Source organism: Frankia sp. CgMI4 (genome assembly GCF_001756285.1).
GTDB lineage: Bacteria > Actinomycetota > Actinomycetes > Frankiales > Frankiaceae > Frankia > Frankia casuarinae.
The window spans coordinates 21,445-36,170 of sequence record NZ_MAQZ01000081.1 but is presented as its reverse complement, the minus strand read 5'-3'; the positions used below and the strand labels follow the sequence as shown (position 1 = coordinate 36,170).

The 14,726-nt window shown below is 70.0% G+C and carries 10 protein-coding genes, 2 tRNA genes and 2 pseudogenes; 7 read left to right on the top strand and 7 right to left on the bottom strand.

Annotation, left to right across the window (positions count from 1 at the left end; all coding sequences use genetic code 11):
• Positions 1-472 precede the first annotated feature (472 nt).
• Complete coding sequence (locus Manayef4_RS14125; protein WP_070131903.1) at positions 473-1,717, bottom strand: malic enzyme-like protein; 1,245 nt, start codon at positions 1,715-1,717, stop codon at positions 473-475.
• 127 nt (positions 1,718-1,844) lie between these two features.
• Complete coding sequence (locus Manayef4_RS14120; protein ID WP_256388620.1) at positions 1,845-2,192, bottom strand: metalloregulator ArsR/SmtB family transcription factor; 348 nt, start codon at positions 2,190-2,192, stop codon at positions 1,845-1,847.
• 476 nt (positions 2,193-2,668) lie between these two features.
• Here Manayef4_RS14120 and Manayef4_RS14115 point away from each other — a divergent pair, with 476 nt between their 5' ends.
• A complete protein-coding gene (locus Manayef4_RS14115) occupies positions 2,669-4,282 on the top strand; it encodes a SulP family inorganic anion transporter (protein WP_349257446.1) in 1,614 nt (537 codons plus the stop codon).
• A gap of 117 nt (positions 4,283-4,399) precedes the next feature.
• Here Manayef4_RS14115 and Manayef4_RS14110 read toward each other — a convergent pair.
• Positions 4,400-4,472, bottom strand: a tRNA-Arg gene (locus Manayef4_RS14110).
• 218 nt (positions 4,473-4,690) lie between these two features.
• On the bottom strand, positions 4,691-4,915 hold the full coding sequence (locus Manayef4_RS14105; RefSeq protein ID WP_023839854.1) for a DUF3039 domain-containing protein: 225 nt from the start codon (positions 4,913-4,915) through the stop codon (positions 4,691-4,693).
• Positions 4,916-5,179: 264 nt separating this feature from the next.
• Here Manayef4_RS14105 and Manayef4_RS14100 point away from each other — a divergent pair, with 264 nt between their 5' ends.
• Positions 5,180-5,872 carry a metal-dependent transcriptional regulator gene (locus Manayef4_RS14100; RefSeq protein WP_023839855.1) on the top strand — a complete coding sequence of 231 codons (693 nt, stop codon included), beginning with the start codon at positions 5,180-5,182 and terminating at the stop codon, positions 5,870-5,872.
• Between the two features lie 74 nt (positions 5,873-5,946).
• On the opposite strand, the gene Manayef4_RS14095 is transcribed toward Manayef4_RS14100, so the two are convergent.
• Positions 5,947-7,353: a C40 family peptidase gene (locus Manayef4_RS14095; RefSeq protein ID WP_070131902.1), complete on the bottom strand. Its 1,407-nt coding sequence runs from the start codon at positions 7,351-7,353 to the stop codon at positions 5,947-5,949.
• A 264-nt stretch (positions 7,354-7,617) separates the two neighbouring features.
• Here Manayef4_RS14095 and Manayef4_RS14090 point away from each other — a divergent pair, with 264 nt between their 5' ends.
• The 4 genes from Manayef4_RS14090 (at position 7,618) to Manayef4_RS14075 (ending at position 12,023) form a co-directional block, all read left to right on the top strand.
• Complete coding sequence (locus Manayef4_RS14090; RefSeq protein ID WP_011434887.1) at positions 7,618-8,907, top strand: ammonium transporter; 1,290 nt, start codon at positions 7,618-7,620, stop codon at positions 8,905-8,907.
• Positions 8,904-9,245, top strand: a complete 342-nt coding sequence (locus Manayef4_RS14085; protein WP_070131901.1) for a P-II family nitrogen regulator — start codon at positions 8,904-8,906, stop codon at positions 9,243-9,245. Before Manayef4_RS14090 ends, Manayef4_RS14085 begins: the two co-directional genes overlap by 4 nt.
• Positions 9,246-9,500: 255 nt before the next feature.
• Complete coding sequence (locus Manayef4_RS14080) at positions 9,501-11,858, top strand: [protein-PII] uridylyltransferase (RefSeq protein WP_070131900.1); 2,358 nt, start codon at positions 9,501-9,503, stop codon at positions 11,856-11,858.
• Positions 11,859-11,932: 74 nt separating this feature from the next.
• Positions 11,933-12,023: transfer RNA gene (locus tag Manayef4_RS14075), tRNA-Ser, on the top strand.
• A gap of 102 nt (positions 12,024-12,125) precedes the next feature.
• Here the strand turns inward: Manayef4_RS14075 and Manayef4_RS23075 are convergent.
• Positions 12,126-12,347 (bottom strand): annotated as a pseudogene (locus Manayef4_RS23075) (tyrosine-type recombinase/integrase); the annotation flags it as partial.
• A gap of 8 nt (positions 12,348-12,355) precedes the next feature.
• Between Manayef4_RS23075 and Manayef4_RS14070 the strand changes: the two are divergent.
• Positions 12,356-12,859, top strand: a pseudogene (locus Manayef4_RS14070) (integrase core domain-containing protein); the annotation flags it as partial.
• Positions 12,860-13,021: 162 nt separating this feature from the next.
• On the opposite strand, the gene lysS reads toward Manayef4_RS14070, so the two are convergent.
• Positions 13,022-14,473 carry a lysine--tRNA ligase gene (gene lysS, locus Manayef4_RS14065; protein WP_070131899.1) on the bottom strand — a complete coding sequence of 484 codons (1,452 nt, stop codon included), beginning with the start codon at positions 14,471-14,473 and terminating at the stop codon, positions 13,022-13,024.
• Positions 14,474-14,726 lie beyond the last annotated feature (253 nt).

Below are 14,726 nucleotides of genomic sequence, written 5' to 3'. Positions count from 1 at the left end.
CCGGCGTCGGACGCACGAGCGCCCTCGGCCCGGTGTCATCTCCTCGGCCGTGTCGGTTCCTCGGCCGTGTCGGTTCCTCGGCCGTGTMGGTTCCTCGGCCGTGTCGGTTCCTCGGCCGTGTCGGTCCGGCTCGGGCTTCCCGGCAGGCCGAAGAAGCAGGGTGGCGCATTGCTGGAATATGGCCGTATGACCCTTTAGGATATTTTTGAGTGATATGCCGCAAAGATCGGACCGGGGCCGTCGTACTTCCGCATCCGCAATGCCGGCGGGAGAGTGCCGCCCATGACAACGCACCCCGTTCATCCCGTTCATCCCGTTCATGAGGAACGGTCCTCCCAACGGACGATCATCCGCCGGGATTCGCCGATGGGCCTGGCAGTGGACCTGTCGGTGGGCCTGGCAGTGGCGGGCCCCACCACCCCCTACCAGGTGACCACCTCCAGGCGACCACCTCCGCCGGGAGCGCGGTGAGCTACTCCTGCGCGGTGAGGGCGTGGGTGGCTGCCGCGGCAACGGCGGGGGCTAGCCGTGGATGGTCGAGGGGAGGCAGCACGCTGCCGGGCGGCGTCTGACCGACGAGGGCGTGCACGGCGGCGAGGCGGGCAGCGGGGGTGACCGGGCGGCGAGTGGTGACGACCGCCCGCAGCAGTCCGGGCAGCGCGTGCAGCGGACGCGGGCCCGAGGTGGCGCGGGCCAGCGGAGGGGGCGTCTCCGGGYGGATCCGCAGGACGGGAACGCCCTTGGGCGGCGCCGCCAAGCCGATCAGGTCGACGATCAGATCGAGTTCGGGGGCAAGCAGGTGCAGCGGCTGGATGCCGTAGTCGACCGGATCGTAGAGGGTGATCTCGTGGAGGCCGACACCGATCAGTAAGCCGGCGAGATCGCCGCCCCGAGCCGGGTCCACGACGGCGACGCGGGCCCGCCCCGGCGCGATGTCACGCGCCCGGAGATGGTTGAGGACCGCGGCCGCGGCGGCGACGGCGAGACCGTCGTTGACGGTGTCGAGCAGCAGATGCGGGGCGGCGGACCGCAGCGCGGCGCGGGCGGCGTCGATGCGGCGGACATGCGTGTGGACCAGGACGGTGGCGGCGAATCCCGGAGCGATCATGCCGATCGCCGCGGCGAGCTCGGCGGCGGTACGGGCTGCGATCGGCATGGGGATGACGTCGAACCCGGTCGCCCGGTGCAGGTGGACCGCCTGGGACTCGACCGCTGGCAGGGCCGCCTCGGCGGCCAGCGGCTCAAAGTCCAAGACGGCGCTGCCGTCGGTGAGCAGCGCCACTCGGCGCGGCCGGCCGGTGAACCGGTCGGTGTGCGTCGGGTGCATGGCCAGGTGGCTGATGACGCGGCGGTCGGCGTCAGCGTCCAACAACGCAAGATCGTGACCGGTCGTGACCGACGCGCGGAGACACTGGGCGAGTTTGCCGGTCGACGCGACGGTGAAGACGGGATCCTCGGTCTGCAACAGGTCGGCACCCAGCCGCTCCCGCAGCGCCCGGACCAGCCAGGTCAATGTGGACCCGCTGTCGGCATCCAACGTGATCCGCCGGCCGCCCCCGGGATCCGGCTCGTCCGCGTAGCACGTCACGGGGCCGGGGGCTGCGGCGACGACCGCCTCGATGATCATCGTGGCCCGGTGCGGAACACGGACCGTGACGCTGTAGGCGGGGTTGACCCCGGCTGAACCGGCCGGACCGGCCGGACCAGGGGGCGTCACGCCGGCTCCACCCGTGCCCGACTCCGTCCGGTGCGCGCCGGTCCCCCAGCCGGCCCCTCGGCGGGGCTCCCCTCCGCGGGAGTCCCACCTGCGGGAGTCCCGGGCATCGGTCCACCACATTTCATGCTCATGAGGAGCTTGTCTCCGCTTCGCGCAACTCGGCCAACAGTCCGGCCTGCCCGGCCGCCATCTCGGTCAGAATCCGCCGGGCCGCGCGCATCAGCTCCGCCACGTCCCCGCCCGCGAGCGCGTACACCACCGTCGGGCCGTCCCGCGTCGCGGTCACGATCCCGGACCGGCGCAGCACCGCGAGCTGTTGGGRAAGGTTCGACGACTCCACCTCGATCGCGGCCAGGAGATCCCGCACCGGCATCGGCCCGTCCTGCAGCAACTCCAGCACCCTAATTCGCACCGGATGGCCAAGCATGCGAAAAAACTCCGCTTTAGCCTGGTACAGCGGAACCCGCCTCGTCACGAGCCACCTCCCGTCGACCCCACGCAGCTCCGGCCGAGGCCTACCGGCCGAGGTACCGGCCTGGCCGGAGTACCGGCGACCGCCCACCCAGAGATCACGCCGGCACGGTGAGTAGCGCCACGACCCGTTCGCGCCCGATGGCGACCTCCCCGCCAGTTACAGAATTTATCAACTGTTCGTTACCACACTTCGGAGTCGRGAAACAGCTCTTTATCGCACGGCACGGCTCTGCGGGGGCCGCTGTGTCCGAGATCTCGCCCACTCCATACTTTTTAGCATGTAAATTGAAGAAACCTTCAATTTTTCATCCCAGTATATGGGAGGATCGGATCCGCATCGAGATGACGACGGGGCAGGCCGAGGACCCCCGGCCCCACTGCCCCGCCCCCATAAGGACGGCCCCGTCACGCTGGCCCAGGCCACTCGGCCGGCTGGAACTCGGCCGGCTCCTGCCCGGCCGGGCCGATATCGAGAGCATGCGCCGCCAGCCAGGCCGTGACCTGCTCGCGGGGATGACCGTCGCGGTGGTCGCGCTGCYGCTCGCGCTGGGATTCGGGGTCTCCTCCGGCCTCGGCGCGGCCGCCGGACTGGTGACGGCGATCGTGGCGGGTGCTCTCGCGGCGGTCTTCGGCGGGTCGAACCTGCAGGTGTCCGGGCCGACCGGCGCGATGACCGTCGTGCTCGTGCCGATCGTGCACCGGCACGGGCCGGCTGGTGTGCTGACCGTCGGGCTGCTCGCCGGGATGATCCTGCTCGCGCTCGCGGTCCTGCGGGTCGGCCGCTCCGTGCGATATGTGCCGGCGCCCGTGGTGGAGGGATTCACCGTCGGCATCGCCGCGGTGATCTTCCTTCAGCAGGTTCCCTCGGCCCTGGGGGTGCACGCCCGAAACGGTGACCGGGTGACCGGCGTGGCCTGGGCGGCCGTGGCCGACTTCGTCCACCGGCCGCACTGGCTCGCGCTGGCGCTCGCCGTCGGCGTCGCGGCGACGATGCTGGTCGGCGCCCGGCTGCGGCCCACGGTCCCGTTCTCGCTGCTCGCCGTGGCCCTCGCGACGGCCCTCGTCACGGCCCGCGAGTGGGACGTCACGACCCTCGGCGCAATCCCCGCCACCCTGCCCGGTCCCTCGCTCGGCTTCCTCGACATCACCGCGATCCCGACGCTCGCCACGGCCGCCGTCGCCGTGGCCGCGCTCGCAGCCTTGGAGAGCCTGCTCTCGGCCAGTGTGGCCGACGGGATGACCGTCGGCCAGAACCACGACCCCGACCGGGAGCTATTCGGCCAAGGGCTGGCCAACCTCGCCGTCCCGCTGTTCGGCGGGGTGCCCGCCACCGGCGCGATCGCCCGCACCGCGGTCAACGTCCGCTCGGGTGCCTCGTCCCGGCTCGCCRCCCTCGCGCACGCCGTGGTCYTCGCCGGGGTGATGCTCGCAGCCGCTCCCCTGGTCGCGCGCATCCCGCTCGCCGCGCTCGCCGGTGTTCTGCTCGCCACGGCGGTGCGGATGGTCGAGGTCTCCTCGTTGCGCACCCTCGGCCGTGCGTCACACTCCGATGCCCTGGTCATGGCGCTGACCGCCGGGGCGACCCTGGCGCTCGACCTCGTCATCGCCGTCGTCCTCGGCCTCGCGGTCGCCKGCGCCCTCGCCCTGCGCGCAATCGCCCGAACCGCGCGGGTCGAGGAGGTGCCGCTGGACCCCGGCGATCATCACGATTCCGAACACGCGCTACTCGCCGAGCACATCGTCGCCTACCGTATCGACGGCCCCCTGTTCTTCGCCGCCGCCCACCGCTTCCTGCTGGRGCTCACCGAGGTGGCCGACGTCGAGATCCTCATCCTCCGGCTGTCCCGGGTCAGCGCCGTCGACGGCACCGGCGCCCTCGTCCTGCGCGACGTCATCGACCGGCTCGAACACCGCGGCGTCAAGGTGTATGTGTCGGGGCTGCGACCCGAGCATGCCAAAGCGGTGGCCGCCGTCGGTCTGGTGGACCGGCTGCGCGGCCAGGGACGCCTGTTCGACTCCACCCCGTCGGCCATCCAGGCTGCCCGGGACCATCTCCACCACACCGGCGCCCTGGCTGCCGTCCCCACCTGAGCCCACGCGGCGTTAGCCCACGCGGCGCTAGCCGCGGTCGCGCGGCTCGCGACGCAGCCCGCCCCACAGGGGACTCTGGTCCCACCAGCCGGAGGCTGGCGATCGACATGACGGATGTGCCCCAGGCAGGAATCGGACCTGCGGCCTACCGCTTAGGAGGCGGTCGCTCTATCCACTGAGCTACTGGGGCCGGCGAGGGACACCGGGTCTGGCTCGTGCAACAGATCATACGGGGCCGCGGAGCAGCCGGCCCGAGGGGACACCATGGATTCCGATCGGCAAGGCATCCGCACACCGTCCACAGCCCGTCGGCACGCTCGATCTACCGCAACGACCGATTATTACCGAAGGCTAATGACCGCCATCGAGGACCGTGGCCGCCCGGCACTGTGTACCGGCACAGCGCGATCAGCCGAACTGCTCGGCCATCTCGACGAGTTCCTTGCATTTCGGACAGATCGGGAAACGCGAGGGGTCCCGCACCGGTTCGAACTTGTAGCCGCACAACGCCGTAACCCGGCCACCCTCGATGGACGCGCGAACGATCTCCTCACGACGAGCGTAGTGAGAGTGATCGTCACCTTCGTCCGTCTGGGTGTTCGATGTCTCGGGCGCGATCTGAGTCGTGCTCATGGCGTCGAGTCTAGTGCCGCGGGCGCCGATGCCGGCCCTGGGTGCAAGCCCRCGCGCGGGACGGGTGCCGCACGAGGACACGCCGCCGGACCGAGGCCATACCCGCCGAACCGAGGCCATGGAACACGTCGTGGAACACCGACCCCGGTCCGGGGGAAGGGGCCGACGGGACATCGAAACCGGCCAGCCGGCATGGTCTTCGGGGGGCAGATGGCTCTTGTGAGTCCCAGGCTGAGCGTACCCTGGAGAGGACGAAGGAGACCGGTGACTGGATTGATCGACAGTACCGAGATGTACCTCCGAACCCTGTACGAGCTGAGGGAGGAGGGCATCCCCCCGCTGCGCGCGCGTCTGGTGGAGCGCCTGCATGTCAGCGCGCCGGCCGCRAGCGAGTCGACGGCTCGTCTGGCCAACGAGGGGCTGGTGTGCCTCGCCGACGACCGGACCGTGCAGTTCACGGAGAAGGGCCTGCTGCGGGCCACCGCCGTCATGCGCAAGCACCGCTTGGCCGAGCTGCTGCTCACGAAGGTCATCGGGTTGGACTGGGCGCTGGTACACAACGAGGCCTGTCGGTGGGAGCATGTAATCTCCGACGAGGTCGAGGCGCGCCTCACCGTCCTGCTCGGCGATCCGAAGCGCTGCCCGTTCGGTAACGAGATCCCGCCTTCCCAGCAGCACCACACCACGGCACGGCCGGCTTCCGCCCCGGTGAGCCTACTGGCGTCGGCCGACCTCGCCTCGTCCGGCGGTGGCAGGCCGGTCACGGTGAGCTGGATCTCCGAGCGGTTGCAGACGGACGAAAGCATCATGCGCCGGCTTCAGGACGCCGCGATCGTCCCCGGTGCGCAGATCACGCCGGGCTCCCGCGGCAACCTGATCCACATCGTCACTCCCAACGGCCAGACCGACGCGGAGATCAGCCGTAGCACCGCGGCTCTCGTTTACGTCGACCGCTGAGTCGACCGCTGAGTCGTCGCCCACGGCACCGTCGCCGTCGCCATCCTGATCGCTTCCGCCAGCGGCCGATGGTGTCACGCTCCCGGCCGCACACCCCCCCGGAAGCTCGACCACCAGATCTTCTCCACCTTGACCACCTCCCCGGTCCGCGGAGCGTGGATCATCTTCCCGCCCCCGATGTAGATCCCGACATGATCAAGATCGGCATGGAAGAAGACGAGATCGCCGGGAATGAGGCCCGCCCGGTTCACGCGGCGCCCCTCATTCCATTGTGATCCGGTGTAGTGGCTCAGCGAGACCCCGGCCTTCCCCCAGACCCACTGCGTCAGGCCGGAGCAGTCGAAGGACTTCGGCCCCGCCGCAGCCCACACGTAGGGCTTGCCCAGCTGGGCGTATGCCTCCTGCACCGCGCGCGACGCGCCACCGCCGCCCGTCGGCGGGATGGGTGCCGGGGTAGTCGGGGCCGCGGCGAACGCCCGGCCCGCGGCCGCGACCGCGGCCGACTCCTTCCGATAACGGACCCGTTCGGCCGCGGCCTTCCTGGCCGCCGATGCCGCGGCGGCGGCCGCCGCCGCCCTGCGGGCCCGCGCGGCGGCGGCTTGGCGCTCCCTGGCCCGCCGCTCCAGCGATGCGTAGCGGGATTCGAGCCGCTGCAGCAGGCTGCGCTGCTCGGCGGCGGACGCCTCGATGGACCGCTTCCGTGCGGCGAGCCGCATGACGATCTTCCTCTTGCCCGCAAGTGCCACGTCAGCGCTCCGGCGTGCCTCGGTGAGATCCCGACGCGCGAGCCGCAGGCCAGTGTCCGCCACGCGTTGCCGGCGGGCCAGCGCATCGACCGCACCGGCCCGGTCGAGTACCTGTCGGGGGTCGCCGGTCAGCAGCAACGACAGTTGCCCGAATCCCCCGGCCCGATTCGCCGACACCGCCAACCCCCGGTGTTTGTCCGAGGCCTGCCGTACAGCGTCGTCAGCGCGGTCGACCCGCCCGGCCGCGGCAGCCGCGGCCCGCTCGGCCTCGACCAGCCGAATACGTTCGGCGTTGAACACCTCAGTGGCAATCGCCGTCTGACGAGTGGATTCGTCCAGCCGTACCCGGGTACCGTTGATCTCCGCCTGCAGGCTCTGCAGGCTCTGCAGGCTCTGCGGGCTCTCCGGGCTCTCCGGGCTCTCCGGGGCCGACCCGGAGGCCGGAGTCGTCGGCGCCGCCCAGGCGGATCCGGCAAACCCCCAGACAACCGGAGGTCCGGCGACGAGAATGCCGACCAGTCCGAGAACAATGGGCGCTCCGGCTTTCGGACGCCATCCGGTCGGATCGTTCCCGGTCGGCTGGGGATCGTCGGTCGGGCCGGCGGCGGGAGTCTGCCTTGCGACGTGTTTCGAAGTTCGCCGGCCGAACCCGGATGGCGGGACATCACGGGGACGGCGGGGCCCGGGGCGCGGTTCGCCGGCGCTATGCCAGCCCTCCGTGGGGACACTGCTCACACTGCCGGACGGTAACTCTATGCAGTTATACAGTCACGGAAGCACGCCGTGACGAGCGGAGAGTCTCCAAGCACCCACCGCCAGCCGATGAGATCGGGTCACAGGCCACCCAATTTAGCGATTTCACATGCCAGAAACAGCTAAGACACAGGTCGGGAACAGATCTTGCCGACTCTTCGGACCCGAGGATCCGGGACGAGCGCAGCGTGGCCGGGGACCGGGTGAGCGCAGTCCGCGCATCGCGCGGGGAATGACAGGAGAGACATGGACAAATTGAATTCGGGCGATACCGCGTGGATGCTCATCAGTTCCGCGATCGTGCTGTTCATGACGCCCGGACTGGCGTTCTTCTACGGTGGCATGGTCCGAGCGAAGAACGTGCTCGGAATGATCATGCAGAACTTCTTCTGCATCGGGATCGTCACGCTGATCTGGTCGGTCATCGGGTTCAGCGTCGCGTTCGGCGAGGGTAACGGCTTCTGGGGCGGATTCGACTTCTTCGCTCTCCAGGACCTCTCCGGCAGCGACGGCGCGATCCCGTACGTCGTGTTCGTCGCCTTCCAGCTGATGTTCGCGATCATCACGCCCGCCCTCATCACCGGCGCGATCGCCGATCGCATGAAGTTCAGCGCCTTCGCGATCTTCATCCCGCTCTGGTCGCTGCTGGTCTACTCGCCGATCGCACACTGGGTGTGGGCGAGCAAGGGCTGGTTGTTCGAGCGCGGCGCGATGGACTTCGCGGGCGGCACGGTCGTCCACGCCAACGCCGGTATCGCGGCGATCGTGCTGGCGCTGGTCCTCGGAAAGCGGGCCGGTTGGCCGACCGGCGACTTCCGCCCCCACAACGTCCCGTTCGTTCTCCTGGGCACCGGCATCCTGTGGGTCGGATGGTTCGGGTTCAACGCGGGTTCCGCGCTGGGCGCCAACAAGGTCGCCGGATACGCCCTGCTCAACACCCAGATCGCGACCGGCGTCGCGATCCTCGGATGGCTCGCGGTCGAGCAGCTGCGCGACGGCAAGGCGACCACCCTGGGAGCCGCCTCCGGCGCGGTCGCGGGTCTGGTGGCCATCACCCCGGCCTGTGGTTTCGTCTCTCCGATGGGTTCGATCGCCATCGGCGGCATCGCCGGCGTCGTCTGYGCCCTGGCCACCTCGATCAAGGGCAAGGTCGGCATCGACGACTCGCTCGACGTCGGTGCGGTCCACCTGGTCGGCGGTGTGCTCGGAGCCCTGCTGACCGGCCTCTTCGCCACCGTCGACACGAACGAGGCCGGCAAGGACGGTGTCTTCTACGGCGGCCCGTGGAGCGTCTTCGGGGAACAGGCGCTCGCCGTCGGCGCGACGCTGGGCTACTCGGCCGTCGTGACGGCGATCATCGCTCTCGCCCTGAAGTACACCATCGGTCTCCGGCTGAACGCCGACGACGAGATCGCCGGCATGGACGAGGCGTTGCACGGGGAGACGGCGTACCGCTTCACGTCCATCGGCGGTAGCGGCTCGCTGTCCACGAGCAGCATCAGCCCCGTCAAGGTGCCCGAGGAGGCCCAGGCATGACCAAGCTCGTCACCGCCRTCATCAAGCCGTTCAAGGTCGACGACGTGAAGGCGGCGCTCGAGACCCTGGGCGTGCACGGACTGACGATCTCCGAGGTCCAGGGCTACGGCCGGCAGAAGGGCCACACCGAGGTCTACCGCGGCGCCGAGTACAAGGTCGACTTCGTGCCAAAGATCAAGATCGAGGTGGTCGTCGCGGACGGGGCGGTCGACGATCTGGTCGCGGCGATCACGTCGTCGGCGCAGACCGGCAAGATCGGCGACGGCAAGATCTGGGTCGTTCCGGTCGAGTCGGTGGTACGGGTCCGTACCGGCGAGCGGGGGGCGGACGCGCTGTAGTAGTGCCGGGCGTGGCAACGCCACCGCGGCACGGCTCCATCGCACCACCCGGCACCCGGCACCCGGCACCACGCACCCCCGGCACCCGGCACCCGGCACCACGCACCACCCGCGACACCGCACGACCTGGTACCACCCGAGACCACAGTTGCGCTGGTGCGCGTTTCTGTGTCCTCGGCTCGGCGCTCCACTGGCCGTGATCGATCCGGACCCGAGATCGATCACGGCCAGACGGCCGAACGGAGGAGGACAGCCATGACGGACCGCCTGGAGATCCTCAAGGGCCGCTCCGAGCACCTGCCCACGGCGACCGGCCCACGGCTGCGCCGCATCCTCACCGACCTCGCCGACGATGCCCTGGTCGACCTGTTCGGCGATCCCGGACCGGGAATTGCCCTGGTGGCCGTCGGCGGCTACGGACGCGCGGAACCCGCGTTCGGCAGCGATCTCGACCTYGTCCTCGTCCACGACGGCAAACGGAACGACATCTCCGCCGTCGCCGACGCGGTCTGGTATCCGCTGTGGGATTCGGGGGTGGGTCTCGATCACAGCGTGCGCACCGTCGACGAGGCCATCATGGTGGCCGACGGTAACCTCAAGGCCGCGCTCGGCCTGCTCGACGCCCGCCACGTCGCGGGTGACGCGACGCTGGCCACGCAGCTTGCCCAGCGGGCTCGCGCCCGCTGGCGGTCCCATGCTCCGAAACGACTACCCGAGCTCGCCGAGGCCGTCGCGGAACGGGCCACCCGACTCGGTGAGGTCGCGTTCCTGCTCGAACCCGACCTGAAGGAATCCCGCGGCGGGCTGCGTGACGTCCATGCCCTGCACGCCCTCGCGGCGGCCTGGGTCGCCGAGTCCCCCCCCGCGCGGGTGATCGCCGCCGGTCAGGTGCTGCTCGATGCCCGCGGCGAGATCCGCCGGCTGAGCCGGGGACGAGCCCACGATCGGCTCCTGCTCCAGGACTCCGAGTCGCTCGCCACCATGCTCGGCTACGCCGACGCGTTCGCGCTCGCGCACGCGGTYGCCGACGCCGGACGCGCCATCTCCTGGACCTGGGACACCACCTGGTACCGGGTCGCGGCCGGCCTGCGGTCGGTGGCGCGGTGGCGCGGTGGCGGCCGGCGGCCGGCCCGCCGCCCCCTCGGCGAAGGGGTGGTCGACCAGGACGGCGAGGTCCAGCTCGCCCGGGACGTCGATCCGGCGAAGGACCCGGTCCTGGTGCTGCGGGCCRCCGCCGCGGCCGCACGAAGCGGGCTCCCGTTGGGCCGCTACGCCGTCGACCGGCTGGCCCGGGAGGCCCCACCGATGCCCGACCCCTGGCCTGACGCCGCCCGTGACGCGCTGGTCGCGCTGCTGGCCRCCGGCGACGCGGCCGTGGGGGTGCTGGAATCCCTCGACCAGGTGGGGCTGCTCGTCCGGCTCATCCCGGAGTGGGCGGCGGTGCGCAGCAGACCGCAACGCAATCCCTACCACCGCTATACCGTCGACCGGCATCTGATGGAGGCCGCGGCGCGGGCCGCCGCGCACACCCGCGAGGTGGACCGGCCGGATCTGTTGCTGCTCGGCGCCCTCCTGCACGATATCGGTAAGGGCTTCCCCGGCGACCACACCGACGCGGGCATCGTGCAGATCGAACGGATCGGCCCGCGGCTGGGCCTGCCGCCCGAGGACGTCGACGTGCTTGTCGCCATGGTCCGCCACCACCTGCTTCTCGGCGAGGCCGCGACCAGGCGGGACATCGACGATCCCGGGACAATCGCGAGCGTCGCCGCGTCCGCCGGCAGCGTGCGGATCCTCACCCTGCTGCACCGACTGACCGAGGCCGACTCCCGGGCCACCGGTCCGACCGCGTGGAACGCCTGGAAGGCGCGGCTGATCGGTGACCTCGTCGAGCGGGCCCGAGCCGTCCTCGGCGGCGAGCGGGTCCCGTCTCCCCCGAGCCTCGACGATCGGCAGCGTGGCCTGCTCGCGCTGCCCGACGAGCACGTCGTCCAGGTCAATCCGCTGCCGGACGAGGGCATGTTCGAGATCGTGGTGGTCAACGCCGACCACGTCGGGCTGCTGGCGATCATCGCTGGTGTCCTCGCGCTGAACCGATTGGACATCCGGCGGGCCTCGGCCCGGAGGAACGGCGGTCGGGCGCTGCTGCAGGCCGCCGTGGCGGCGCCGCACGAACGGGTACCGGAACCGGCGCGGTTGCTCGCCGACCTGCGGGCCGCGCTCGCCGRCACCCTCGACGTCGCCGGTCGGCTCGCCGCCCGGGAACGCGACTACGCCGGGGCCAGGCGGTGGACCACGCYCGGCGCCCCTCAGGTGATCTTCGATGACGACCTGGGATCGATGACCGTGATCGAGGTGCGCGCCCCAGACCAGGCCGGCGTGCTGTACCGGATCGTACGGGCGCTGTCCGGGTTGCGACTCGATGTCGCCACCGCCATCGTCGCGACCCTCGGACTAGACGTGGTGGACGCCTTCTACGTGCGGGAGGCCGATGGTGGTCCGGTGGCGGACGGCGGACGGCGCCGTGAGATCGCGGACGCGATCCTCGCGGCCCTGGGACCGATGGAACCCATAGACCGCGCGGAATCGGCGGGCCGGACCACACAGACGTGATCCAGCCCGCCGGGATCCGCTCGGACCGAGCGTCAGCACCGTCGTGGGAGACGCTATGATGAGCAGGCACGTTGGGAGGCTTCGCCTAGTCCGGTCTATGGCGCCGCACTGCTAATGCGGTTGGGGGCATACACCCCCTCCGGGGTTCAAATCCCCGAGCCTCCGCGTCGACCAGGCGTTTTGAACATACGTTCGAGACGCCCGGTCTTTCCTTAAGATCAGGATGGCCGGCGGATGGAACGTGGATGGAACAAACGGCGTGGATCTTCATCCGGCGCCTGCTCTCCGGCTCCGCCGGGGGACGAACTCCTCGATCGCCACCGCCGCAGCCTCCRCCAACTCCTCGGCCACGACCGCGTAGACATCTCGGGTAAAGTTCGACGAAGCGTGACCGAGCACATCGGCGACCAGCTTCATGTCAACTCCGGCCGCGAGGAGCATCGTTGCCGCCCCGGGTCGAAGGTCGTGAAAGCGGATCGGGGGAAGGGGCATCGCCGCGGCGTCTGTACTGCTTCTTCGCCATCGAGGTCGGCTCCCGCTCCGTCCACATCCTCGGGGTCACCGCCCACCCCGACGGACCGTGGAGCACCCAACAAGCCCGGAACCTCCTCCTGGACCTCGGTGACCGGGCGGCCGACTTCCGGTTCCCGGTCCGTGACCGCGCCGGACAGTTCACCGCGTCGTTCGACGCGCTCCTCGCCGACGCCGGCATCACCGCGATCAGGATCCCACCCCGGACCCCGCGGGCGAACGCCTACGCGGAACGGTTAGTCCGAACCGTCCGGACCGAGGTCACCGACCGGATGCTGATCTTCGGTGAACGGCACCTGCGCGTTGTCCTGGCCGAGTACGCACGGCGCTACAACGGACGACGCCCCCACCGCGGCCGCGACCTTCAACGACCACGGCCCGACCACCCCGCCGCGGACCTGAGCCAGGAACGGATCAAACGTCAGCCCGTCCTCGGCGGCCTGATCAACGAATACGAACGAGCCGCCTAAAAGACCAGGCCAACGCCGGTGGCCGAGTTCTCGCACCCCACACGCGGGCCTTCACCCCCGGCCTGAAGACCGGAGCACTGGCCCGCACTCTGGTAGCAAGGAGTGGGAGGGCTCTGTAGCGGTCGGCGGCGACGTGTTCGAGAGTTTCTTTAGGGGCCCCCGTCACAGGTCATCTTCAACGGGGGCTGTYTGGTCTTTGTGGGCGCCGCGCATGGTGGGGAAGAGGACGACGTCGCGGAGGGTCGGGGCGCCGGTGAGCAGGGCAACGAACCGGTCGATGCCGAGCCCGAGGCCGGACATCGGGGGCATCCCGTATTCCATGGCCTCGATGAAGTCCTCTTCGAGCATCATGGTCTCGTCGTCGCCGGCCTCCCGCAGCGCGGCCTGTTCCTCAAGCCGCTGCCGCTGCTCGGCGGGGTCGACGAGTTCGGAGTAAGCCTTGACGATCYCCACGCCGTTCACCACGACCTGGAACATGTCAAGCGCGGTGGGGTCGGTGTCGCTGCGCCGGGCCAGCGGGACCAGTTCCGCCGGGTGGTGCACGAGGAAGCACGGCTGGACGAGATCGGGTCGGACCGTCTTCTTGTAGAGCAGGTCTACCAGGCCGGCGTAGGACGGGGAGGTCCCGACGTCCAAGCCGAGCTCGGCCACTCGGGCACGCAGAGTGGGAAGATCGCGGACAACGGTGAGGTCGATGCCGGTGCGCCGCTCCACCTCGGCCCGGTAGTCGAWCTCCGGCCAGTCTGCGCCGAAGTCGAGCTTGACACCCTCGTAGGTAACCGCCCGGGTGCCGAGGACGTCGTCGAGGACCGTGAGGATCAGTTCGCGGACGAAGGCCATGTTGTCGCGATAGTCCCAGTAGGCGGCGTACCACTCCAGCATCGTGAACTCCTGGAGGTGCGAGGAGTCCATGCCTTCGTTGCGGAAGTTGCGGCCAAGTTCGTAGACGCGGTCATAGGCGCCGACGACGATCCGCTTGAGATAGGTCTCGGGGGAGATCCGCAGGTAGAAGTCCTCACCGAGGGCGTTGTGCCTGGTGATGAACGGGCGGGCCGCGGCACCGGACGCTGCCTCTTGCAGAATCGGGGTTTCGACTTCGAGAAAGTCGTTGTCGTCAAGGAGACGGCGAATCCGCCTGATGATGTTCGCTCTGGTCTGGAAGCGTTCCCGGGACTCGGCGTTGACAAGCAGGTCGAGGTAGCGGCGGCGGTAACGAGCCTCGACGTTGGACAGGCCCTGCCACTTGTCCGGAAGGGCACGTACGGTCCGGTTCAGCACCGTCATCTCGGAGATGGCGACGGTCCGTTCGCCGCGGCGGGTGGTGTAGAGGCTGCCGGCGATCCCGACGAAGTCGCCGATCTTCACGGCCCGGGACCATTCCTTGACGACCTCGGCGCCCAGATCGGTCTTGGACAGGGAAACCTGCACCCGGCCGCTACGGTCCTGGAGATGCCCGAAGATCAGCCCGCCCATACGGCGCCACAGGACCACGCGGCCGGCGAGACGGACAGCCGTCCCGTCGGGAGCGGCTGCGGCATCGGCCGCGACCGCGTCGGTCCGGTAGCCGGACCGCGGCCCCGCCGCCTCGGTTACCCCGGACTCCTCGATCGACATCAACACACCCTCTTGCCGCAGAAAGCACCAGCTAGCCACGAGGGTGGCGTTTCGTGAACGCTCCCGGGCGGGCCAGATGACGGATCGCCATCCTGCAGATGACTACTCCAGAGATGACTGCCCCAGCCTACCGACCCTCAGCGAACCGCAGCCGGCGTAGCCCATCCCGACAGTAGTCGATCATGGCTTCCACCAGATGCCGGTCCCGACGCCGGGCCGGTCGAATGGGTCGCCTGCCGCCGGCGCGGCGGCG